Origin of the sequence: Streptomyces sparsogenes subsp. cuspidosporus, assembly GCF_039532705.1 — a bacterium.
Lineage (GTDB): Bacteria > Actinomycetota > Actinomycetes > Streptomycetales > Streptomycetaceae > Streptomyces > Streptomyces sparsogenes.
Window position 1 is genome coordinate 78,331 of the sequence record NZ_BAAASD010000029.1, and the last position, 21,767, is coordinate 100,097.

At 67.6% G+C, this 21,767-nt stretch carries 25 protein-coding genes; 16 read left to right on the forward strand and 9 right to left on the reverse strand.

The genetic code is table 11. The features are described from left to right. Positions 1-9 precede the first annotated feature (9 nt). Complete coding sequence (locus ABFY07_RS28350; RefSeq protein ID WP_346177218.1) at positions 10-357, forward strand: hypothetical protein; 348 nt, start codon at positions 10-12, stop codon at positions 355-357. Between the two features lie 858 nt (positions 358-1,215). Here ABFY07_RS28350 and ABFY07_RS28355 read toward each other — a convergent pair. From ABFY07_RS28355 to ABFY07_RS28370, 4 genes are all read right to left on the reverse strand, one after another. Then, positions 1,216-1,713 (reverse strand): hypothetical protein, encoded by a 498-nt coding sequence (locus tag ABFY07_RS28355; RefSeq protein WP_346177219.1) that lies wholly within the window; start codon positions 1,711-1,713, stop codon positions 1,216-1,218. A 209-nt stretch (positions 1,714-1,922) separates the two neighbouring features. Then, entirely contained in the window at positions 1,923-2,606 is a 684-nt protein-coding gene (locus ABFY07_RS28360) for a hypothetical protein (RefSeq protein ID WP_346177220.1), read from the reverse strand. Then, the gene (locus ABFY07_RS28365) at positions 2,603-3,178 is read right to left on the reverse strand and encodes an RNA polymerase sigma factor (protein ID WP_346177221.1); all 576 of its coding nucleotides are present in this window, start codon (positions 3,176-3,178) and stop codon (positions 2,603-2,605) included. Before ABFY07_RS28365 ends, ABFY07_RS28360 begins: the two co-directional genes overlap by 4 nt. Continuing rightward, positions 3,171-3,407 (reverse strand): hypothetical protein, encoded by a 237-nt coding sequence (locus ABFY07_RS28370; RefSeq protein ID WP_346177222.1) that lies wholly within the window; start codon positions 3,405-3,407, stop codon positions 3,171-3,173. The genes ABFY07_RS28365 and ABFY07_RS28370 overlap by 8 nt, the downstream gene beginning before the upstream one ends. 271 nt (positions 3,408-3,678) lie before the next feature. Between ABFY07_RS28370 and ABFY07_RS28375 the strand changes: the two genes are divergently transcribed. Together ABFY07_RS28375 and ABFY07_RS28380 are read left to right on the forward strand one after the other, a co-directional pair. Next, entirely contained in the window at positions 3,679-4,359 is a 681-nt protein-coding gene (locus ABFY07_RS28375; RefSeq protein WP_346177223.1) for an HNH endonuclease family protein, read from the forward strand. 214 nt (positions 4,360-4,573) lie between these two features. Beyond that, on the forward strand, positions 4,574-4,837 hold the full coding sequence (locus ABFY07_RS28380) for a hypothetical protein (protein ID WP_346177224.1): 264 nt from the start codon (positions 4,574-4,576) through the stop codon (positions 4,835-4,837). Between the two features lie 98 nt (positions 4,838-4,935). Here ABFY07_RS28380 and ku read toward each other — a convergent pair whose 3' ends face one another. Continuing rightward, positions 4,936-6,003, reverse strand: coding sequence for a non-homologous end joining protein Ku (ku, locus tag ABFY07_RS28385; protein WP_346177225.1), 1,068 nt, complete (start codon positions 6,001-6,003; stop codon positions 4,936-4,938). 146 nt (positions 6,004-6,149) lie between these two features. Between ku and ABFY07_RS43225 the strand changes: the two genes are divergently transcribed. After that, positions 6,150-6,467, forward strand: a complete 318-nt coding sequence (locus ABFY07_RS43225; RefSeq protein ID WP_428837020.1) for a DUF6233 domain-containing protein — start codon at positions 6,150-6,152, stop codon at positions 6,465-6,467. Between the two features lie 41 nt (positions 6,468-6,508). After that, on the forward strand, positions 6,509-6,763 hold the full coding sequence (locus ABFY07_RS28390; protein ID WP_346177226.1) for a hypothetical protein: 255 nt from the start codon (positions 6,509-6,511) through the stop codon (positions 6,761-6,763). Positions 6,764-6,862: 99 nt separating this feature from the next. Here the strand turns inward: ABFY07_RS28390 and ABFY07_RS28395 are convergent, their stop codons facing one another. Beyond that, positions 6,863-7,213, reverse strand: coding sequence for a hypothetical protein (locus tag ABFY07_RS28395; protein WP_346177227.1), 351 nt, complete (start codon positions 7,211-7,213; stop codon positions 6,863-6,865). Positions 7,214-7,695: 482 nt separating this feature from the next. On the opposite strand from ABFY07_RS28395, the gene ABFY07_RS28400 reads away from it, so the two are divergent. From ABFY07_RS28400 to ABFY07_RS28410, 3 genes are all read left to right on the forward strand, one after another. After that, complete coding sequence (locus ABFY07_RS28400) at positions 7,696-8,568, forward strand: pentapeptide repeat-containing protein (RefSeq protein WP_346177228.1); 873 nt, start codon at positions 7,696-7,698, stop codon at positions 8,566-8,568. Between the two features lie 288 nt (positions 8,569-8,856). Further along, complete coding sequence (locus ABFY07_RS28405) at positions 8,857-9,114, forward strand: hypothetical protein (RefSeq protein WP_346177229.1); 258 nt, start codon at positions 8,857-8,859, stop codon at positions 9,112-9,114. Continuing rightward, positions 9,111-9,485, forward strand: a complete 375-nt coding sequence (locus tag ABFY07_RS28410; RefSeq protein WP_346177230.1) for a PIN domain-containing protein — start codon at positions 9,111-9,113, stop codon at positions 9,483-9,485. Before ABFY07_RS28405 ends, ABFY07_RS28410 begins: the two co-directional genes overlap by 4 nt. Before the next feature lie 82 nt (positions 9,486-9,567). Here the strand turns inward: ABFY07_RS28410 and ABFY07_RS28415 are convergent, their stop codons facing one another. Then, the gene (locus tag ABFY07_RS28415) at positions 9,568-12,246 is read right to left on the reverse strand and encodes an ATP/GTP-binding protein (RefSeq protein ID WP_346177231.1); all 2,679 of its coding nucleotides are present in this window, start codon (positions 12,244-12,246) and stop codon (positions 9,568-9,570) included. A gap of 167 nt (positions 12,247-12,413) precedes the next feature. On the opposite strand from ABFY07_RS28415, the gene ABFY07_RS28420 reads away from it, so the two are divergent. Beyond that, a complete protein-coding gene (locus ABFY07_RS28420) occupies positions 12,414-12,728 on the forward strand; it encodes a hypothetical protein (RefSeq protein WP_346177232.1) in 315 nt (104 codons plus the stop codon). Here ABFY07_RS28420 and ABFY07_RS28425 read toward each other — a convergent pair. Continuing rightward, positions 12,692-14,521, reverse strand: coding sequence for a zeta toxin family protein (locus tag ABFY07_RS28425; RefSeq protein ID WP_346177233.1), 1,830 nt, complete (start codon positions 14,519-14,521; stop codon positions 12,692-12,694). The two genes, ABFY07_RS28420 and ABFY07_RS28425, sit on opposite strands and share 37 nt — an antisense overlap. A 159-nt stretch (positions 14,522-14,680) precedes the next feature. Between ABFY07_RS28425 and ABFY07_RS28430 the strand changes: the two genes are divergently transcribed. The 3 genes from ABFY07_RS28430 to ABFY07_RS28440 all read left to right on the forward strand — a co-directional run bounded on the left by ABFY07_RS28430 (position 14,681) and on the right by ABFY07_RS28440 (position 17,845). After that, on the forward strand, positions 14,681-14,992 hold the full coding sequence (locus ABFY07_RS28430; protein WP_346177234.1) for a helix-turn-helix transcriptional regulator: 312 nt from the start codon (positions 14,681-14,683) through the stop codon (positions 14,990-14,992). A gap of 225 nt (positions 14,993-15,217) precedes the next feature. After that, complete coding sequence (locus ABFY07_RS28435) at positions 15,218-16,693, forward strand: alpha/beta fold hydrolase (RefSeq protein ID WP_346177235.1); 1,476 nt, start codon at positions 15,218-15,220, stop codon at positions 16,691-16,693. A 12-nt stretch (positions 16,694-16,705) separates the two neighbouring features. Next, a complete protein-coding gene (locus tag ABFY07_RS28440; RefSeq protein WP_346177236.1) occupies positions 16,706-17,845 on the forward strand; it encodes an RES family NAD+ phosphorylase in 1,140 nt (379 codons plus the stop codon). 70 nt (positions 17,846-17,915) lie between these two features. Here ABFY07_RS28440 and ABFY07_RS28445 read toward each other — a convergent pair whose 3' ends face one another. After that, positions 17,916-18,242: a hypothetical protein gene (locus ABFY07_RS28445; RefSeq protein WP_346177237.1), complete on the reverse strand. Its 327-nt coding sequence runs from the start codon at positions 18,240-18,242 to the stop codon at positions 17,916-17,918. 160 nt (positions 18,243-18,402) lie between these two features. Here ABFY07_RS28445 and dapF point away from each other — a divergent pair, with 160 nt between their 5' ends. The 4 genes from dapF to ABFY07_RS28465 all read left to right on the forward strand — a co-directional run bounded on the left by dapF (position 18,403) and on the right by ABFY07_RS28465 (position 21,631). Continuing rightward, complete coding sequence (gene dapF, locus ABFY07_RS28450; RefSeq protein ID WP_346177238.1) at positions 18,403-19,251, forward strand: diaminopimelate epimerase; 849 nt, start codon at positions 18,403-18,405, stop codon at positions 19,249-19,251. 423 nt (positions 19,252-19,674) lie between these two features. Continuing rightward, positions 19,675-19,893 carry a hypothetical protein gene (locus ABFY07_RS28455; RefSeq protein WP_346177239.1) on the forward strand — a complete coding sequence of 73 codons (219 nt, stop codon included), beginning with the start codon at positions 19,675-19,677 and terminating at the stop codon, positions 19,891-19,893. Then, entirely contained in the window at positions 19,890-20,789 is a 900-nt protein-coding gene (locus ABFY07_RS28460) for an RNA polymerase subunit sigma (RefSeq protein WP_346177240.1), read from the forward strand. The genes ABFY07_RS28455 and ABFY07_RS28460 overlap by 4 nt, the downstream gene beginning before the upstream one ends. Then, on the forward strand, positions 20,786-21,631 hold the full coding sequence (locus ABFY07_RS28465; protein WP_346177241.1) for a hypothetical protein: 846 nt from the start codon (positions 20,786-20,788) through the stop codon (positions 21,629-21,631). Before ABFY07_RS28460 ends, ABFY07_RS28465 begins: the two co-directional genes overlap by 4 nt. Positions 21,632-21,767 lie beyond the last annotated feature (136 nt).

Below are 21,767 nucleotides of genomic sequence, written 5' to 3' on the forward strand. Positions count from 1 at the left end.
GGTTGGCCAGTGGAACTCGCGGTACACGGTGAGCTAAGCCCGGAAGAGTGGCTCGAGCGTTTTCAGCGAGCCGCAGAAGCCAGCATGCGCAGCCAGTTCGCCACGGAAGAAGATCGTGGCACCTTGCGGGAACTTGTCTTCGACAGCCGCGAGGACGGTGTATGGGCAACCGTGTCCTTTTCCATGGCCAGCCATCCCGGGATCACCTTCATCCGTAGCCAGAGAGTTATGCCTGACCTGAGCGCGGAGGAGGATCCGGACTTCGCAGCGATGCTGCTCGGAATCCACTTGATCGAGTGGTTCTACACAGAGGCCAGGAAAAAGACCCCTGACGCCGATGGCATCATTCGGAACTGACCTACGGACCGACTCCCACGCCTCATGACGGTCAGCCGGTGCCCACACTGCCCGGTAATCGCGTCCGTCGGCCAACTGTCGGTCATGTACTTCACAAACCGCGCCCTGCGACACCTGTCCGTGCTGGACAGCATCTGGCTCAGGTAACCACCTGGTGGCGACGCCTTGCCCCCGGCATTCCGGATGCCGGGGGCAAGCCATTTCCAGTGTCCCAGGGACAATGGGAGCAGTGCGTACAAGCGGTCCCGGCAGACGCATGGTCCGCCGCAGCGACATCGCAGCCGGTGAGATGAGCAGCCGCGTCCAGCGAGGCAGACAAGGACCGACGCGTGGCGGTCGTGAACTCGCAGGCCGTGTCTGCGGTGATGTACCGGGCGGCCCACGGAGAAAGCTTCCGGAATACTTCCGTCAGAGGCTGTCTGCTCGCCTAGTGCGGAGCCACCTCGCTCCGGCGCCACCCCATCGCTTCTCTGCATCTGCTGCGCTCATGCGGAGAGCCTCTGCGATGACTTATCATTCGCCGCATTAGAGAGCAGGCCCGTCCCAGACTCTGGTGTTGGCCCAGTTCTCCTCTGCTCGGCTGTCATGGAGTTGCGCCCAGGTGGTGACGTCGGGCCGTGACCAGGCGGTGCCCTCGCTGGCGAGTCTGCTGTTCTCCGGTGAGCCACCTTGTCTGCGAGCGCGGTTCCACGGGAAGCACCAGAAGCTATCGCGGTGCCCGCACCCGCACAGGGCCGCGGGCACCGCGTTTCTGCGAGTCGCCTATTGCCGGTTGATTCGGGACCCCGAGAAAGCCCCGCCCGTCGTCGTGGCTAGGTGCCCTGCGGCCGTCGGGCGCAAGGTCCGGCGAGGAAGGCATCAGCCACCACAGCGTGCGCAGGGTCGATATCCCGAAGCTTCCGCCTCGCCGACTGGGGTCCACCCGGCCTTGTTCAGGTACCGGCCGTCTCCGCTGATGAGCCCGCAGGTCTCATCGCGGTGATACACCTCGCGGAGCCTTGGGAGGCTGGGCCGTACAAGGACAGCTGGTCGCCCACACGAGCGCATCGTGATCTGTTCCCGGTGCTCCAGGGCCTGCCGCCTCTGGGGGAGAGGGTCGTTTGCCTGCCAGAGCAGCCGCCTCACTTGCTCAACGAGCCTCTCCCTATCTGCCGGGGTGGACTCACCTGCGGCCTTTTCCAGCAGCTTCCGGGCAGAGCTGCGTAGCCGCCTGGCCTCTGCAGCCCGCTCCTCTTCATATTTTTCTTGATCCATCTCTAGCTGGCACAGGTCTTCCCACCACATGTAATCGCCCGCGTCTTCCGGGCCCGAGGCGTCCGCAAAGTTGAGAGTTGAAACGGTGCGGGCGTGGAGCATGTGCCCTCCATTGATTCGTGCCGGGCACCCCCCTGTGGTCCCGGCGAGAGTGATCACACTACGGGTGGACAAAGAGGAAAGGATCTCTTTTACCGAATTGCGATACGCGAGGGGGGCTTTCCCGTCTTTCCGCTCTGCCTCAGCCCTGTGGCTCCGTCTGGCAAACCCCGCCGCAACTGGCCAGCGGGTCAACGGGAAACCCGTTTGGCTCACCGTGTGGGGCAGTGCCGTGTGTGGTCGGTGTCTGCGAAGAGCTGTTCGACACTTTCGCGGGCCCATCCCAGCAGGGTCAGCACCATCTCGCCAGTGCCGATGAGCCGCTCGATGACACGGCTGGCACGTGGGCTGTGGGGCATCTGGGCGGCCTTGCGCAGCGTGCCGAGGAACTGATCGATCCCGGTCCGGGCGGCCTCCTGTAGGGCCAGGGCGGCGTCCCGGGTGAGCTCGTGGTGGGCCAGCCCGGTCTTCAGCCGGGTCAGCTGGCTGCTGGCATCGCTGAGGAAGTCGGTGGCCAGTCCCCAGTAGATGCGCATGGACTCCGGCAGCAGGGCCCGGCCCACCACGGTCATAGTCCGGATGGTCGAGGTGGCCTTGTCGAGCTGCCGGGGCAGGTAACCAGGCCCGGAGATCGCCAACCACTGGACGAGCGAGTCACCACTGAACGGCAGCAGCCACTCCAGCTGGGACTCGGCCCCCTCATCCCCGCTGGCGGGAACCTCTTCGGCCGTGACGGACGGCGCGAAGACCGCAGCCCGCCCGGCGTCGAGGTCCACCACCGCCGCCAGCTTGTCCAACACCGCAGCATCGGCCGCCGCCAGCAGCGCGTCCAACTGGGCATCGGAATCGTCGCGGTACTCCTCGCACAGACCAGCGTCGAGATCACGCTTGCTCACTGCCCACTCCCATCCGCCGGGCGCAGCAGCGCCTGCTTGAGCAGCGCCCGGCCGCGCTCCAGGTTCTTGCGCGCCGCCTCCGGGGTGATCCCCATGATCTGTGCGATCTCCTGCGGCCGGTATCCATCCAGCGTCCATGCCATGACCTCCCGCTGCCGTGTCGGCAGCCAGCTCAGCGCTTCGTACACGCGAGCCTCTTCCTCACCCAGCTCCACCGCCGCCACCGGACACCGGCCACCCGGCAGATCTGGCAACCGATCAGCCAACTGCTCCCGCACCACCCCGGACCGCAGGGCGTCGAGCCGCCGCTTCGCCACAGTCCGAAGCCACGCCCCGGGATTGCGGATCGAGTCCCATTGCTCGAACGCCAGCACGAACGCGGACTGGGCGGCGTCGGCCGCCTCGTGCGGCGCGGCTCCCAGGCGCATCACGAACCGCGTCAGAGCGAGGAAGTCCTGCTGGTAGTACTCCGCAAATGCGGCACGGGCCTTGCTGTCCTCGGGGATCGGCCGCTGGCAGGGAATGACGACCGCCGGCGCGGAGACCGCGCCGCGGGACCTGGCGTCAGTCATGCGGGCCCACCTCCTTGCAGGCGCCGACCTCGACGACGACTTCCCCGCGCCCTGGGCTGTGCTCGCTCAGCCGGCTGCCGGGCGGCAGGCCGCTCACCCGGTGGCACAGGCCCTGCTCGCTCACCCGCAGTCGCTGCACTGCCGCACGCTCGCGCAGCCACACCACCAGCAAGCGCCCGACGCTGGCGCCGAGTCCCGCTATCAGGGAGGCCACAACCGCCGTGTCCATTCAACGCCCCTTCATCAAGCGCCCGTTGTCGGACGCTGCTGCGATCAGCCTTATGTCCAGTAGTGCGATCGGCGCTGAGGAACGTGACATCGATCCGGAGCCACAGACGTGAGATGGGTCACCTAGGAGCCGACGGTGGAGCCGGATCGGCCAGCTCGCTACCTCGGGATGCTCAAGGGCACCTGGAGCGGCGCTCCGACACACCCTCTTCCGGGTGAATCGCCGTCAGCTTCGTGTTCATCACTGGCACGGGCGCGTCACGGTGACGGTCATGAGGATCCGTTGCTGGGCCGCTGCTGCGACCACTGTGCTGGCGACGACCAGCCTGTTCGCCTTCAGTCCATGGAGTTGGGCTGCACCGAGCACCTCTTCGTCTGGCGCCGCTCCTGTCTCGGTGAACGAGCTCCCGGAGCCCCCGACTGCTGAGGAGGCTCGGGCTGAGCTGGACGAGCTGACCGTCGCGCCGGAGGATGACGCCCCCGGGTACAGCCGGAGCAAGTTTCCGCACTGGATCATCCAGCACGGCACCTGTGACACCCGCGAGGTGGTTCTCCAGCGCGACGGCACCGACGTCACGCAGGACGACCAGTGCCGCGCGATCTCCGGACACTGGGTCTCGCCGTACGACGCCGTGACCGTCGACGCGGCCGGCCAGCTCGACATCGACCACGTCGTGCCCCTCAAGGAGGCGTGGCGGTCCGGCGCTGCGGCCTGGACCACGGAGGACCGCAAGGCGTTCGCCAACGATCTCGTGCACTCGCAACTCGTCGCGGTCTCGGCACGGTCCAACAGGTCGAAGGCCGACAAGGACCCCGCCAACTGGCAGCCCCCACTCGCCAGCTACCGCTGCATCTACGGCCGCGCCTGGATCTCGGTGAAGTACGTATACGACCTGGCCGTGGACCCGTCGGAGCGCTCGGCGCTGGAGGGCATGCTCGACACCTGCGCCTGACGACGTCAGCCCCCGGCACGCCGGCACCCACACCGGGTCTAGGGAGCTGATGCTGCCCTCGTGGTAACGCCCACCGCAACGGGGCCCTGCGGGCAGCGCGGCCATGAGGTGACCGGTGGGCCGGGACGTTCGCCGACTCGGGATCGGGCACCCCGGCCGCGATATTGTGGAGGGCCTGATGTCCGCTGTTCATGATCTGGCAGGAGCTCCACGCGTGCCCGAGGACCCCATAGCCCACAGCGAGCTCGCCGCTCTAACCCGGCGTTTCGAACAGGTCGCAGAGAAGAACGACCGCGAGTTCGGGATCATCAAGAGCGACCTGACGGCGGTGCGTCTCCAGGTCGGAAACCTTGATCAGAAGGTTGACCGGCTGAAAGACGACATTGAAGCGCTCGGGCAGCAGATGGACCGCAACCAGGCACAGATCATCGACCTGCTTACGCGCTTGGTCGGCAAGCACCCGGATGATGGCAGCTGACCTTCAGTACACTGTCCACGCTCTCACCCGGCGTACTGAGGCGGTCGAAGATCGTGTGGAGTCCCTGCAGGTGCAGACGGGTGGCAATTTCGCTGCCGTCATCGGGGGCCAGGCCGCGCTCCGTCGCGAGGTGAGGAACGGCTTCGCCAAGCTCGATGCTCGCTTTGATGCCCTGGAGCAGCGGATGGAACGCAACCAAGGCAGATGATCGTGCTGCTTACGCGTCTGGTCGGCAAGCACCCGGACGGCAGCTGACTTAAGGACGCTGTCCGCTTCGTCGTCTTCTTCGCCGGCGTCTTCTTGGCGCTGGCCTTCTTCGCGGGCTTCTTCTTGGCCGGGGCCTTCTTCTGGGGCCGCATCTGGTGCACGTCGGCCTCGTCGGCGCTCTCGCCGCGGGCCTCCCGTGCGGCCCGCACGCTGTTGCGGAGGGCGGCCATGAGATCGACGACCTTGCCTTCCGGCTGGACCGCAGCCTCGAGCTCGGCCGGCTCCACGCCTTCCGCCTTGGCCTGGATCACAGCCTCTACGGCTTCGCGGTACTCGTCGCGGTACTGGCTGATGTCGGTGGGGCCGATGAGGTCCATCAGCTCCAGCGCCTCATCCACCTCGGCATCCGGCAACTCCACGCGTCGCGGTGCGATCCCTTCAGCGCTGCGGATCTCGTCATCCCAGTGCAGGACCTGCAGCACGATCGCGTCCCCGACGACCCGAAGCGCGCCGAGCCGCTCCCGCCCATGCCAGGCAAACTTGGCGACCGCCACCTTGTCGTTACGCTGCAGCGCTTCCCTCAGCAGCGTGTACGGCTTGGCCGCCACGGGGCCGTCTCCCTGAAGGAAATAGGGTCGGCCGAAGCGGATCGGGTCCAGGCGCTCGGCCGGCACGAAAGCTTCGACATTGATCGCCTTCGCCGTCGGCAAGGGCAACTGCTCCAGGTCCTGGTCCGTGACGGGGACGAGCTGATCCGGCGCGGCCTCGTAGGCGCGCCCGATCTCCTCATTGGTGAGCGCCTCGTCTTCGATCTCGCACGTCTTCTGGTAGCGGATCCGGCCGCCGTCGGTGGTGTGGATCTGCCGGAAGGAGATCGAGTGGTCCTCGGTCGCGGGCAGGACCTTGATCGGGATGGTGACGAGACCGAAGCTGACGGCTCCGCTCCATACGGGGCGCATGGCTACCTCCCAGAGCCCCCCTGGGTCTACCAGCGTAAACACGTACTGGCCGGGGTGCCTCAGATCAACCACGCTTCCTGTGTTCGATTATCATTCGAACGGTGAGTGCATCTGAAGGACGGCGGTCGAGAGTCGAAAGCGGAGCCGTGGACGCGCGACACGATCTTCCTCCCGACCTCGACCGGCTGCGGGCCTTGGAGACCTATCTGCGTCTCCAGCTCGCCGCTGTCCGGTCACGCATCGCGAAGTTGGAAGACAGGCGGCCGGGCCGGGCCACTGCGGCCGCCGCGTGGACGCTCCAGCTCCTCCCCAGCCCTGCGGGAGGCTCCCCGCGCGGGTATCTCCACCGCGAGACGTGCTTTATACGAGGCGGCAGGTCGCTCAGCCGTGAACAGGCCCGGCTGGTCCTGGCGATGCCCGATGTCACGCCGTGTGAGGCCTGTGGCGCGGAGAAGGGGCTGTGACAGGGCCGGGCGGCTCGGGCGCAGGGCCGGGGCAGCCGGCGGTGACGTACCGCGTCGTGCTCCAGTTCGAGGAGAGCGGCCCGGCCGTCACCGGAGATTGGGCCTCTGGCGCTACCGCCCTGCGTGCCTACCGGGCGTGGGTCGGGCTTTACGGGACCGCCTCCCCGGCGGTGGTCATCCGGCTGATCGAGGAAGTCGGCGGTCGTCGCCACGTGCTCAGGGCCTGGACCGCGCAGGGGGAAGTCGAGACGCTGCCGGGCCACGGTGGGCGCCAGGGCCTGGGCTCCGATCGGTGATTCTGATCTTCGGCCTGGAATCGCGCCGGGCCTGCGGTTCCACGGCCTCACCCCCTTGACCGGCAGGTGGTCAAGGGGGTCCGGCCTGCGAAAGCGGTGTCAGGGTGAGGGAGGCGCGTAGGTGATGCCGACGTCGCCGGCGGACGTCGCGGCGAGAGCCACCACCTGCCAGATCACGTCGGGGATGCCGTCCCGGGGCCCGTCGCAGGCGTCGTTGAGGAGATCTACGACCAGCGCCACCGCTCCATCCGGCCCGTGAGCCGAGAACTTGACCTGCTGCGCCGTCCAGGGCTGCTCCCGGGGCGATGCGAACTCCACCAGGGCGTGGTAGGCCACGAAGTCTGTGCCGTCCTGGGTGAGGATGAGCGTGCCCTCCTGGAGGTCGAGGCCGACCTCCACTTGGGGGTCCTCCTGCGTCACGACGGGTTCGCCGGTGGTGCTCAGCTCCATGCTGCTCTCCAAGGGAAAGACGGGATCGTCTGCCGAGCATCGCAGCCAACGGGTCTCCCGTGGGCGCCGGTTGCCCAGCACGCCAGCAAGCCGACGTGCTGGCGTGCTGGCACACCCCCGTGATCCATTCCGAACAGGGGGCGGAAACGGTCGCTCGTCTCTGTCACCGGACAGCGCGGCAACCATAGGTGTCCGATTGACTTCTTCTCCGCCTCCGCCGAGAACCCCGGCACGGACCAGGGCGCAGGGCGGATCGCGCTGAGGGCGAGCTGCGCGCTAAGCGGAAACCGCTGCGGTGATGCGGGCATCCGGAGTCGGATGGTGGTATGTCTTCCACGCCTGCCCGCCGCACCCGGTTACCTCGCCCTCATCGTCTTGTTGCCCGTCCCAGCTCGGGGGGCAGATCCGTTCGGCCGCCGAGGAGCGCACCCGGCCCTCAGCATGGTGCAGGGGGTCTGGACTGGGCGCGGCGCATCGAGTTGGTGTCGATCCTGATCGCGTCTTTGGTGGCGGTGGCCGGCCTCTGGTATTCGAGTGTCCAGACGCAGCAGGCCAATGATCAAGCCCGGCAGGAGAGGGCGTTGACGAAAGAGGGGCAGATCACCGACCGCTTCAACGCCGCGGTGGGCAACCTGGGAGACGAGGCCGACGAGGTGCGCCTCGGTGGAATCTTCGCTCTTCGGCGGATTATGGAAGACTCGCCTCGCGATCAGCCAGCCGTTGTGGAGGTTCTCTCGGGGTATATCCGCACGCGTGCGCCAGCTGCCGGAGGGGGGACGAAGCGGGACGCTGGCGGCCGGCCCGCCCCCGACGTGCGGGCAGCGTTCGAAACGCTCACCCAACGGAACCCCGTCCATGACAAGTCAGCCCGGGTCGATCTGCGTGATACCCACCTGCGCTACATCGGTGTGCGGCCAGGCCCGGCCGGAGCGGAAGAGACAGGGGCGAACGGGCAGAGGCTGGAGCGCGCCAACCTCTCCGGCGCAGACCTGGCCAACGCACATTTGCCCCGGGCACTTCTTTCGGGAACCCACCTCGTCGGCACCCGGCTGGAAGGCGCCGATCTCCGAAGGGCCGACCTGCGCGGCACGGACCTGCGCGGAGCGCAACTCGTCGGCGCTGACCTGAAGGGTGCAGACCTACGGGGCGCCTGGTTGCGAATCGAAGGCGACACCGGAGGCAACAGCAAAAACGACCCTGACACAGATAGCCTGGCCTCCGAACAGCCTGCCAAGATCAGCGCGGACCAACTCCTCGAAACCCAATGGGATCACACCACCCTGCTCCCGTCCGCACTGAAGGACGACCCCCGTATCCGCAAGCGGCTCTCCCGCATGCACACGGGCACGCGGTGAGGGAGGACCCGTTTCAGCGGACGTAGTCCATAGCCGGGCCGGGGGCGGAAACGGTCGTTTACGCCCCCCGCATCGAGCCTGCCTCTGAGCCGCTGACCGGCGTCGCCGAACAGCATGGTCTCCGGCGGGGCGTTAACGGTGATCACCTTCACGTTGGCCCGCTGACGCCCCACGGCGCGCGCTCTTGCTGGCCTCCGGGGCAACCGCTCGGAGGATGTCGTCGCAGGGCCGAGGTGTCGTTCGGCTAATCGTCGCGCCTGTGATTCTACCGGCGGTAGAATCACAGGTATGAGCAAGCCGACGAGTATCAAGACCAGTGAGGCAGTCCGTGATCGGCTGCGTGTCCTCGCGGAAGAGCGCGGTACGACCATTACCGAGCTGCTGGAAGAGCTCGCTGGCCGGGAACTGACCGAGGCCGAGCGGGAGCAGCGGGCCGTCGAGGCCGCGCGGGAGCTGGGTATCGACTACAGCGAGCAGGTTCAGCGGGTTGGTCAGAGCGCCTGGGAACGGATCCGCGCCCACCAGGGTGGCGGCGCCGCCGCATGAGTCTGACAGCTGTCCTGGACCACACCGCGTTGACCGCCTTGTACGGGGCGGATGCTTTCTTCACTGGTTTGTACATCGAGGCCTCACGCGGCACTGGCCGCGTCCTGATCCCGACACTGTCGGTGCTGGCCGCCGAGCGGCAGGTACCCGGCGCCGGGAAGCATGCCGCGTCACTGCGCTTCGCGGAGGCCATCCCCTTCACCACCGATCATGCCGCTGAAGCGATGGCCTGGCCGGATCTGGAGTGGCCTGTCGCCCACGCGGCGGCGATTGCCTGGCAGGCAGTCAAGGCGGGCTCGGCCATCACCGTCCTGTCGCTTGACCCTGAGCTCTACACGGGGAGCGGCATCACCCCGCTGAACCCCACCTGACCTTTCAGTACAGGGTCCGCCGGTGACTTGGACTTGTCCCGCATCTGCGGTGGTTCGGCGGCTCGGGCCCGAGGATGGCCGTTCAGGGTCCGGCGTGCAGATGGGCGCGTCGGGCTGTCACCAGGTCGCGCCACCGCTGGCGGGTCGGCTCTTTGCCATCGAGCCACTGTGTGTGGGGGGTGTGGTCCGCGGGGAGGTCGGCCATGAAGTGGGCGATGTCGACGTAGTAGGCGTAGTCGCCGCCTTGGGTGAGGTCGTGCAGCCGGGAGATCGAGGTCCGGACTGCGTCATTGGCTCCGCGAACGGCGTGGTGGAAGCACATCGCCAGCTCCAAGGTGACCTGGGCGGCGGCGACGCCGGCGGTGTGGATCTCGGCGCGGAGGACGCTGGCCCCGTCTTCCACCACAGGGCCGGGGGCACCGGCGGCGCGGACGAGGGCGGCGGTGTGGGTGGTCAGGGTGGTGGCGCGCAGGGTGAGCCCGGACAGCATCTGGTGGGCGAGTTCCAGCTCATCCTCGGCGCGCTCGGGGTCGGTGAAGGCCAGGACGAAGGCACGCTGTGCTTGGCAGGTGGCCCGCTCCCCGGCAACAGCATGGTCTTCGGCTTCGCGGCGGGCGGCCTCGTAGGCGGCGGCCGCGCGCTCCATCTCGCCTTGGACCCACCACACATCTCCTTCGACGCGGTGGTGGCGGCCTGTCCAGCCGAGGGTGCGGGCGGTGGCCAGGGCGGTGGGGAAGTCGCCGGCGAGGCGGGCGAGGTGTGCCAGGCCTCGGCGGGCGGCGGGGGCGAGGCGGCCGCCGCCGTCGGCGACCTGCTGCATGCCGTGCCGGGAGTCGTCGGTGCGGCCGAGGTCGCGCTGGGCTTTGGCCCGGTAGTAGAGGGCCATCTCATGCAGGTCGGTGGGCAGCAGGCCGGTGTCGAGGACCTGGGTGAGCCGGTCGACGGTGCGTTCGCGGTGCTCGTGCTGGCGGCGGCTGAGTGCGCTGAGGGTTTCGACCAGGGCGTCGGCGGCCGTCTCCAGCCCGGTGGTGGCCGGCTCGTGTCCGGCGGCTGGTGGGGCGAGGGGTTCCCAGATGGAGTCGCTGATGTATGCCCAGGCCGCGTCGGCGAGCCAGCCCAGTGAGAGACGGAAGTCGCGGGCGAGACGGAGGCCCTGGCGCAGGCAGCCGATCAGCAGCAGGCGGTTGGGGGCGGGGCTGGTGGTCCACTGCTTGCCGAGCGCCTCGAGGGCGCGCTCGGCGGCGTGTGTCCAGTCACGTGGTGACCAGCGGTCGTCGGTGTTGTCCTGGGCGGTGCGGATGGTGGAGCGGATCAGTCCGTGGAGGTGGAAGGGCCACACACCGAAGGGATCTTCGTTGACGAAGGGCCTCTCGATCAGGCGCAAGGCCGGCGCGTCGTGGGTCATGCCCGCGGCCCGGGTCGCCAGGGCCACGTCGAAAGCGTCCAGCAGCGCGACCGAACGCAGGACGTGCCGCTCATCGGGGGTGAGGTCGGACAGGGTGCGGGCGATCAGGGCCGGGAAGTCCTGGTCGAAGTCGTCCGGGCCGGGGGTGCGGCCTGAGCGGCGGATCTCCAGGAACCGCATGACCGACAGGTCGAGGTACAGGGGCAGGCCGTGGGAGCGGCGGGTGATGACCTCCCGCACGGGCGGGCCGATGAGGGGCTGGCCGTCGCGGGAGATGCGGCGGGCGAGGTAGTCGTCGCAGTCCTCGGGGGAGAAGTCGCCGATCAGCACCTGCCGCCCGCCGCCGAGGTGCGAGGTCGCACGTGCGGGCGGGGTGTCGTGGGCAACCAGGCCGGGCCAGGCCGCGGGGCCGGTGAAGTCGAGCTGGCCCTGGAGGCTGTCGTTCGCCCACTGGAGTCGGGAGCGGCCGGTGATGACGAAGAAGGCGTTCGGCATCAGCCAAACCACCCGCTGGATGAGGCGCTCGAGGTCGCGGTGGGTGCGGTCGCCGGTGTCCTCGAAGGTGTCCAGCAAGATCACCGGGATCGCCGACTTCTCCGGCGGGAGCTGGGCGAGCTCCCAGGCCAGCAGGTGCGGGTAGTAGGAGAGCGCCTCGAGGTCGGGCTCGGTCTCCAGCAGGTCGGCCAGCCGGGTACATCCGGCGAGCGCGCGGACGGTCTGTCGGCGCTCGCGCAGGGCGCGCACCAGGGAGCCGGTCACCTGGCCGATCGCCGACCCGACTGTGCCGGGCAGCAGCAGCGCCTGGGCGACGTCGGCCAGCGCGGACTGCATCTGCTGCTGCCCGGCCTGGCCGAAGCGGGCCAGGGCGCCGCGGCGCAGGTACTCCTCCAAAGGGTCGCCGGGGTGGTTGTGCTCCCAGTAGCGGCGCAGCGCGATGTCGAAGGCGGGCAGCGGCCGGCCGAGCTCGGCGAGCGCGAGCCGGATGGTGAGTACGAGCTGTTCGAAGTCGGTGCCGGCCGAGCGGGCGAGGTCGATCCGCACCGGGATGACCTGGTCGCTTGGCCACCGGGGCTGGCCCCACTGGGCGGGCCGGTGGCCGCTGCCGGTGAGGGCGGCTTCGAGCTTCCGGGAGAAGGTGGTCTTGCCGATGCCGCCGACGCCGTGGAAGACGAGCACATGGTTGCGGGGTGCTTCGAGGTCTTCGACGTCGAAGGCCGGATCGGTAATGTGCCGCAGATGCTCGGCGAGGGCGGCCGCGGTCAGCTCCCACTGCGTCTGCCGGTTCGTGAACGCCTCGGATGTGTCCAGCTGCCGGTCGTTCGTGCTGAACAGCGCTCTGAGATCGCGTGCCACCATCCACCCCCCAAGCGATCAACTGGCCCCAACCTAACCCGCGATGCCGCCTTGCCGCACAGGCCGGGACGGCCCCCGGCCCCTTCCCGGCCACTCTCCGCCGGCTGGCGGCCCGGCCGGGCGGCGGTTCGCCTTGTCGGGCGGTTTCCGAACGGATGACAATGACCGGATTGCCCAGCACCGATACCAAGGCGGTCCCCGTGCACGACCCTGCAAAGCCCGCAGGCGCTTCTCCTGAGCCGACGCCCGCAGTCAGCTACGAGGGCGCGCTCGAGCGGGTGCAACGCGTGCTCGCCTGGTACAACGAGCAGATCCTCAGCGAGGCCAGGACCGCCGTCCCCGACGAGGCCCGCGTGAAGCGGCTGAAGGCGGAACGGCAAGCGTGCGTAGCCGACCAGCGAGCGCTGGAGGACGCCGACGACGCAGAGGTGTCCCGGATCGCGGCCGCCTACGACGCGCGCTTCAGGGAACTCACCGAGCCGTAGGCCGAGGCCGGCCGGCGTGCCGGGAGCGGCAGTGGCGCAGGCCTGCTGGAGGGCGCGAGCCGTCGCGGCTGCAGGTGCAGCGGCATCAGCGGGCGGGCCAGCTGGGCGCTCTCGATCAGCTCGGCCCGGTACTGCGGCAGCGCCGCCCGCAGCTGCCGCTGCACGGCGAAGAACGCGGCGGCCTCCTGGAGCGTGTACGGTCGCTGCCGCTCGGCCGCCAGCGCCCAGACAGCGCCAGCCGGGCGGCCCCACGCGCCGTCCGGCCGGCGCTCGTTGCGGTAGACCGCGGTGCCGTCCCTCCGCATGATCACCACCGAGTCCACCAGCGAACCGAGCTCGGCGGCCTCGACCGCCTCCGCGACGGCGGCGAAGCAGGTGTCGTGGCCTGCGGCGGTGGTGAACCGGGCCGGGAGACCGCCCCTGCTCGCTTCGACGTACCGGGCGGCCGTGCCCTGGCGGCTGTCCGCCGCCCGCACTCCCAAGACCACCAGCTCGACCCGGTAGCCGGCCTGGCGGGAGGCAGCCGCGCTGGACAAGAACTGACCAGCGCTCCCAGGGGCGATCTCGATAACCATGTCGCCGCGTCGATCGCGGACGTATGCCTCGGCCTGGTCCTGCCAGGCCTGGTAATCGGCGCGGATCCGGGCGCCGGCCGTGCGCGGCGTCTCCTCCAGCAGCCGCAGGTAATCCGGGTGGGAGACCTTGAAGTCCTCGCCGACGATCCGGGTAGGCCGACGGCCCCGCAGGGCACGCTGGACCAGACGCGCCGTGCGCGTCTTGCCGGCACCGGGCTGGCCCATCACATACACCGCCACCGGCTCCTCCTGCGCGGTGATGCCGCTCAGGTAGGACGGCACGATCAGCTCGTCGAAGATCCACCGATGCTCCTGGGCCGACAGGCGGTGATAAGCGACACCAGGTGATTCGGCCGTGGCTTGGGCGATCCGCCGCACGGGCTCAGCCAGGGCGGCAGCGCGCTCAGTGTCCCGCTGGACGGCCAGACGCTTGTCGCAAGGCAGACCCTCGCGGTGCAGACGCTGGTCGGTCCCGGCCAGCTCCCGCCGGAACACGGCCGTCTCCCGTGCCGTCCAGGGCCGCGCGCGCCCGGCCGCCACCGCCTTGCCCGCAGCGGGCTGCCTGCGCCACACCCCGTCGACGAGCTCGTTGTCGTACAACACCTCACCATCCCGGCACACGACCGTGATCCGGTCGGCCAGCCGCTCCGTCTCGATGACCGTGAGAGTCTCCGGCATCCTCTTCGCGCAGGTGTCGTGGTTCTCCCAGGACACATACCGCCCGCCGCCGGCAAGGGCTTCGGTAAGGAAGCGGGTCAGCAGGCCGAGCTGGCTCACGGCCTCCGGGGTGGCCAGGGCCAGGATTTCGATACGAAAGCGGGCCCGCCGGTATGCGCAGGAGGTCGCACAGAATTCCTCCGGATCGGCCAGGGCTGTCTCGACCACGGCGTCGAACCCGCGGGTGCGGCCGTACTCCTCAACCGCGGCCTGCCACCGCCGCGTATCCGGCCGGACCTTCACCCCGGCGGTACGGACATCGGCGGCCAGGAGCTCGGCGTAGTGACGGTGCGCGGTCTTGTACAAGTCGCTGCCGATCCGGAGCGCGCCGCCACGGCGGTCGAGCACAGCTTGTATGAGGTCAGCGAGCTGCGTCTTGCCGCTACCCGGCTGGCCTGCGACGAAGACGACGACCGGCCGGTGCTGGGGCAGGGCATGCTTCGTCCACCTCGGCAGGATGAGTCGGCTCAGGACCTCCTGGCTTTCTGCATCAGACAGCACGGCTGGCCCTGCATCCCGCTCGCTCACCGGTGGTTGCTCCTCTTCGGGCTCGCCTGCTGAGTGATCACCACACAGTATGTGCGTTTCAAAGTTAGTTTCAAATCCGCTTCGTGGTGCCTTCCAGAGTGCGGTTGATACCGTGCTGAGAGGAGGTGACAGATGCCCACCGAGGACGAACTGCTCGCAGCCGTCGACGAACTGCTCACGAGAGGCCCCCTCTTGCCACCGCCAGCCGAGCGAGTACGGCTACGCGAGGCCGCCGGCCTGACCCAACAGGACGTGGCCAAGGCACTGCAGGCACGGCGAGAGACGGTCAACGGATGGGAAACCGGACGCACTCAACCACGGCCGCCACGCCTTCAGGCGTACATCCGACTGCTCGAGGGGTGGGCCGTGAGGTATCCCGTCCCGCATCAACCAGCACCGCAGGCGCCCCAGGCCAAGCAGACTGACCGCGCCCCAGCGGAGTAGCTCAGCCCCTCTTCAAACGCTCGGCAGGACGTGCCAGCGGATCAGGTCGACATCCCTCTGTTTTTGATGGTGTGAACGCTCTCCGCCGAGTGGCGCGAAGCGGCCACCACGGCGGTGCTGTGGCCTCGAGTCACCCTCGGACCTCACAGGGCCCGCCCGCTACCGGAGATCTCCGTATGATGCCGAGCGGATGTCCAGAAGCCGGGCACGACTATAGGGGGAGACTTGCGTCAGGCCGCGATCGTCTTCGTGCATGGACTGTTCTCCTCACCGGCCACGTGGACGCCGTTGCAGCAAGAGTTATCCGCGGTCCCCGCTGTCGCGGACCAATTCGATTTCCTGTTCTTCGAGTACGCGACACGTCCGGTGACCTGGAACCCCCTGCGTCGTATGCCGGATCTGGACACGGTAGCTGAGAGCCTGCGCGGCTTCATCGGGGATCTCACCACCGAACACGAACGAATCGTACTGGTCACCCACAGTCAAGGCGGCCTGGTGGCCCAACGCTTTCTGTTCCGCATGCTCCAGGCGGGTCGAGGAAGAGATCTCGCAAAGATTCGTCGAGTGGTGATGTTTGCTTGCCCTAACAACGGGTCGGACCTATTCCTGCTGGCTCGCAAGGGGCTGATTCCCATGACTCGGAATACCCAGGAACGCGAACTCAAACCGTTGCAGACCTCGGTGCTGGAAACACAGCGAAAAGTCCTTGACGGAATCGTGAGAGCCCTGGATGTCTCACGGGACCGGTGCCCGATCCCAATCGTCGCCTACGCGGGTGAGAGCGACAACGTAGTCGTTCCCTCCTCCGCCGCCGGTTTCTTCCCTGAAACGGGCGTGCTCCCTGGCGACCACTTCTCTGTCATCCGGCCGAACGGACCGGATAGCCGACTCATCCACGCAGTGCGCAAGGAGTTGGCGCGGGCTCTAGCAGAGCCGTTTCCTCTTGAGCCGCAGCCCGAGGCAGACATTCCCCACCGCCGCCGATCGACCCCTGCCGCCGACGTTCTGACAGAGCTGGAGGTCGTTGGCCCCATTCCCGTCCCCGCCAACGGCACCGCAAGTCATGCGACCGATTTCTTCCTCCACGGTGGACCAGTGGAGCAGCTCAGGAACGTCGACGTTGTGGTCTCTTCCGAGAACACCTACCTGCAGCTCTCCCAATTCTTCAAACCATCGACCTCTGGCAGCCTTCGCTGGGCTGCTGCCGAGAAGAGTGCAAGCGGCCAAATTCTAGAGGACGTGGCTGGTGAGCACCTCTGCACCTGGCTCCGTAACCACGGTAGTTATGGTTTGCCCGTCCCGGAGGGAACGGTGGCGCCAACGCCCTCCGGTGCGCTTCAGCGACGAAATATCAAAAGGATCTATCACGCTGCCATCGCCACGCCTATGTCTGGCACAAACAACTACCGGATTGGACCTCAGGCGATTCCCCGGGCCGTACATAACACGTTCGACTTGGCCAGGCGAGAAAGGGAAGAGCTGGGCATTTCCTTGTCTTCCATCTGCTTCCCACTTTTCGGAGCGGGGCGCGGGAAGATGAGCGTTGTGGAGAGCTTCGAATTGATTTGGGAGTCGATGATGAGTGAACTAGCTGAAGACCCTAGTTGGAGCATTCATTTTACGACCCGCCGCAGGACGATCTTCGATCTCCTGTATGGCCGGCTCCAGGCGAAGAAGCAAGCGTACGACCAGATCACGTAGGGAGACGCGCCGGTGTCTTCACCCGATGAGGATCTCTCCTCGCGTTCGGTGTGCCTGAACCATGTCATCGATCATCATCTACGCCGTCACCTCGGCCCCTCGCTGACCTCAGGGCACTGTTCTTTCTGCGATCAGATGGATCCGACCGCGCCAATAGCCGTGGACTTCGACCGTCTTGCCCAGGCTGTCATGGCTGGCGTCAACGAGAAATACGAGCGATTGGAAAGGGCCGAACGGGGAATTCCCACCGGCGTTGTCATCGAGGACGTCTGCCGCGGGGCTCTGGATCCTCAAGTGACCCGCGCTGTGCAGGCATGGGCGCAGCCCGCTTCCTGGCAACTGCGTGCGCCCCTTCAACCCGGGGAGCATGACGAGGTCATCCTCGAGCCGTGGCCCGCCTTTCGCGATCGGGTCACACATCAGCGGCGGTTCACCCTATTGGCCAGCATGTCTCTGCACGAGCAGTCTCAACTGGCCGCACTCGATGGAGTATCGGCCGCCCTTGAGCAGTTGGGGCTGGTTCGTACGCTGTCGGCTGGCCATCAGGTATGGCGCGGCCGGATGCGGACGGATACCGCCCAACCGGGCTATGTCGCTGCCACCATCGGATCCACTCCCCAGGACCGGGCCACAGCCAACCGGCTGAGCCCAGCAGGTGTGTCGATGTTCTACGGTTCCGCAGACGTGGAGACAGCCGTCGCGGAAATATCGGCCCACGATCCACGCCCGTACGCAGCAGTGGCAGCTTTCGAACTGGTCCGTCCGGTAAGTGTGATCGACCTGTCCATCATCCCCGCCTCTCCAGGCGCCTTCTCCCCAAACAGCAGGGCTCTTCTCCATCAGGTTGAGTTCATCCGATCCTTCGCCACAGACTTAAGCCAGCCCGTGGTGCTGGACGGGCGAGAACACACCGCGTATGTCCCCACTCAGGTCCTCACCGAATACTTCCGTTGGTTGTCCCCCCTGCGCGTGGAGGGCATCGTCTTCCGTTCCGCGCAAAACGATGGCGTCAACTACGCGCTCTTCACCGGACCCGAAGGGTGTATCGACGCTCATACAGACAAGCCCGGCGCGATGCTTCGCCTACAGCCGGGCACCGAGCTGGTGCTCGCGCGTACCTCGGGTGAGACATGCGCTAACGCGCCCTCGTGACCCTTCCACCATGGAGGATATGACCCTGGCGCCAATGTGCGCCACGATTCCTCCCTCTTTAGACGTCGTTTCATTTGGTGGGTTGAGGACCGGTATCCGACACGAGTCGAGCCAGCTGACGCAGGCGTCGGTAGTAGCAGATGTCCTCTGCATCGTTGAGCAGCGGCATGACCTGGTCCAGGTCCGCGATGCAGTTGTCCAGGAGCCTCTGTCGCTCTCTGTCGAGAACGCCACCGTTGTCTTTCCAGGTCGACACACACCCGGCGATGCTGGCGTCAAGCAGCACCATGTCAACACCTGCCAACTCGGCGCCGCGCAGGTCAGCGGGGAAGGCCGCGAGTAGGTGCTCCTGCCACAGGCGGGCCACATCGTCGTCATGCTGAGGAGATCTGTTCACGCGACTCATCTTCGGGCAACGTTCTTCACAGCGGGTGCTGTGTGCACCTGCTCAAGCGGCGGTAGCCGATGAGAGCTGCGGCGATACCGACGAATGCGAGGAAGTGCTCGGCCTTGCGTTCCCCGATCCCGCCGGCCGCCTCACTCTCACACCAGCCGAAGTGATCCGCCTGTGCGACCGGCGCACCGGCCTGGGCGCCGACGGCATCCTGCGCGCCGTACGCTGCGCCGCCGACCCCGAGGCCACCGCGATGACCGAGGCCGAGTGGTTCATGGACTACCGCAACCCTGATGGCACCCCGGGCGCAATGTGCGGCAACGGCCTCCGCATGCTCGCTCGTTACCTCGTCGACGCCGGCCACCACCAGCCCGGCACCTTCCTCGTCGCCACCCGCGCCGGAGTCCGTCAGGTCCACGTCCCCGACCACACCGGCCCGGTCACCATCAACATGGGCCAGCCCCTCCTGCCCGGCACCAGCGGCATACAGGTCACCGCGGCAGGACACACCTGGCCCGCCACCCACGTCGACATGGGCAACCCCCACGCCGTCGTCTTCCTCGAGGACCTCCGTCTCGCCGGAGACCTCCGCACCGCCCCCACCGTGACACCCGCCGCCGCGTACCCCCACGGGACCACCGTCGAATTCGTCACCACCCGCGACCCCCACCACCTCCAGCTGCGTGTCCACGAACGAGGCGTCGGCGAAACACGCGCCTGCGGCACCGGAGCCTGCGCCGCCGTCGCCGCCGCCCGCGCCCGCCACCCACACCCGCCCCTCGCCGCCCACTACACCGCCGACCTGCCCGGCGGCCGCCTCCACATCGCGGTACGTCCCGACGGAGCGATGGAACTCACCGGCCCCGCCGTCATCACCGCCCACGGCCACGTCGCGCTCACCTTGACCGTGCCCGATCGCCAGGAGGCGCACGTGGGGCTCACCAGCGTCTTGACCAGCCAGGGGAGCAGCGGCCGCATCCGCGACAACGGCCGCCAGGCTGGCGGCCGGTAGGTGGATCTGTAGATCTTCGACCGCAGTCGCTCTGGCCCGGCCGTTGTGGACGGCCGGGCCAGAGCTTTGTGTGCACCCTCTCGGGTCGGCACGAGGGGGCACGGCCTTCCGGACGGGAAGGTCCGACGCCAGCTGGCGCCTGTCATCCCATTGAGGGGGTAGCGCGCCCCCTGGCGCAAGGGAACCGGGAACCTCGCCCCTGAAAGCAGGTAATTCGCCATCATCTGCTGCCGTCCTCCCGGGGCCCGCCCCCGCGTCCGCCTAATGTTCCGTACCTGTGGCCTAATGTTCCGTGATCCCATGATCACGTGGCGTGTTCGAATATTTTCCCGCCATGCTGACTCTCCAGCTCCCTGATGGCGCGTCGGCACCGCCTGGAGGAGCCCTTCCGGACACCTTTGACTTCTTCTCGGGAAGGCCTCGATGTACAGAAAGCAGGTGTTGCCCGCCATCGTCTTGGTGGCGGTCCTCGTGTGGAGCGTGGTGATGGCCGCACTCGGGCACATCACCGCGATCGCGGCCCTGGTCCCCTCCCTCGGGCTGCTCGTTCAGCAGATCGTCAATGCCTTCGGCAACACCAGGACCCGGCATGCTGATGTGCCCCCGCGGGCAGCGTCGCAGGATGAGAGGCACGCGGGATGAGCCCACGATCCGTGCCCGCCCAGCCGGAGGGAGAGCTTCCCGGTAAGCGGGGCCGCAAGCTCGGGCCGATCGCCGACCGCGTCGGAGCGGCCCACCGGGCGTGGCTGGAGCCGCTGCGCACCAGGTTCCTCGCCAGCCGTCTGACGATCGGCGAGCTGAGCGAGCGCACCGGGTTCGCAAAGTCGAAGATCTCGGAACTTCTGCGCGGCGCCGGCCTGTACCCGCGGTGGGAGATCACCTGCAGCCTCCTGCATGTCCTGGACATGCCCACCTGGCCCATGCGGCGACTGTGGGCGGCGGCAGCGTCCGAGGCGCACAAGAAGCCGACCTGGATCAGCAACTGCATAGAGACGGTCGCGCTCTCCACCGGCCCGGCCGTCCCGCCCCTGGACCACCAGGGCTTCATGAAGCTGAACCGCGAGGCCTACACCCGCTACGCCAAGGTCTTCCTGAGCAATGAGAAGGCCGAAGCCGTAGTGAATGAGACGTCCGACATTCTGTGGCTGCGGTGGAAAGAGGCTCTGGGAAGCTCTGACGTGCAGAAATTCGCCTGGTCCGTGCTACGCGCGGGTGTCATGGCGCGCACTCCCCACATCGACGGCTGCCCCGAACTGGTCCCGGCCGCCTTCAACACCGTCAGCCTCAGTGAGACAACGGGCATGGCACGCTTCGACCAGATCGCAGAATCCATGAGCCTGTTCAAGGCCCTGAGCCGCCTCCCCGATCATCAGCTGGACGTCATGGTCCTCAAGTACCTGCGCGGCATGGACGACACCGCCGTCGCCGACGTCCTGGGCGTGCCCCTCATCTCGGTGCGGACCGCAGACCGCTACGCCACGCAATCCCTGGCTGACACCTTCGGCCCCCACGACTCCCCAGGAGGAACACCCCGGTGACTGCCCCGATCGAAGAACTTCTGAGCCGAGCTCTTCTACTGGAAGAACCCCTCGTCCCTCGCGACATCGTTCCGTGCGTCGAAGCGGACACCCCCGCTTCCCTGGACGGTGTTCCCCTCTGGTCCGAGCGGGCTTCCCTCAGCAGACACCGGGCCAGCCACGCCGCGGCGCACGATCTGCAGACCCTCTGCGAAACCGTGGTGACCCACACGGCGGCCACCTCACTGCAGGAATTCGTCACCGAACGGCTCCCGGAACCGTCCGGCGCACGAGTCCTCGGCTGCATCCTGCATCTGACCGACGTGGAAGACGGCGCCCGGTCCTGGTGGCAATACGCCGCCGGCGCCGGGGACGCAGCCGCGTCCTACTGCCTCTACCTGTACCACCTGTCGCTCGGCGAGAACGACTTGGCCGCCTGGTGGCGCGAGCAGACCGGCCTCGATACCGAACCCGCATCCCAGACCGTGACACTCTCCTGTGATGCTGAGCCGCCCAAGGAATTCGTCTTCACCTTCGACTCCAGCACCCCGACCATGCTGCGCCTCCTGGGCCGTCTCCTCACCAGGGCTGGCCGGCCCAGAGCTGAGGTCTTCGACGCCGTGCTGGACTACGCCCCCGACGCGGTCACGATCGGCTACCTCGCCAACCCCGACATCGAGATTCCCCTCGCGATGGCGGACTTCGCGGATCACATCCGCAACATCTTGGCTGCAATGTCCGCGACCCATGGCCCCGACAAACCACAGCGGCGATCTGGCACATCGCCCAAGCTTCCCTGGCGACGCCAACACGCCCGAGCGAATCCTTCCATGGGCAGGCAGCCCGTGCGTGGCCCCCGGTGACGGGAGAGCAGACCGCGGCGCAGCATGGTCCCTGCGCCAGGCCTGCGCCGGGCAGCCGCCGTTCAGTGCGGGGTGCGGCAGCTCGGGTCGGAATGGCCCGCCTGGATGACGAACAGCGACCTATGGACTGAGCAGA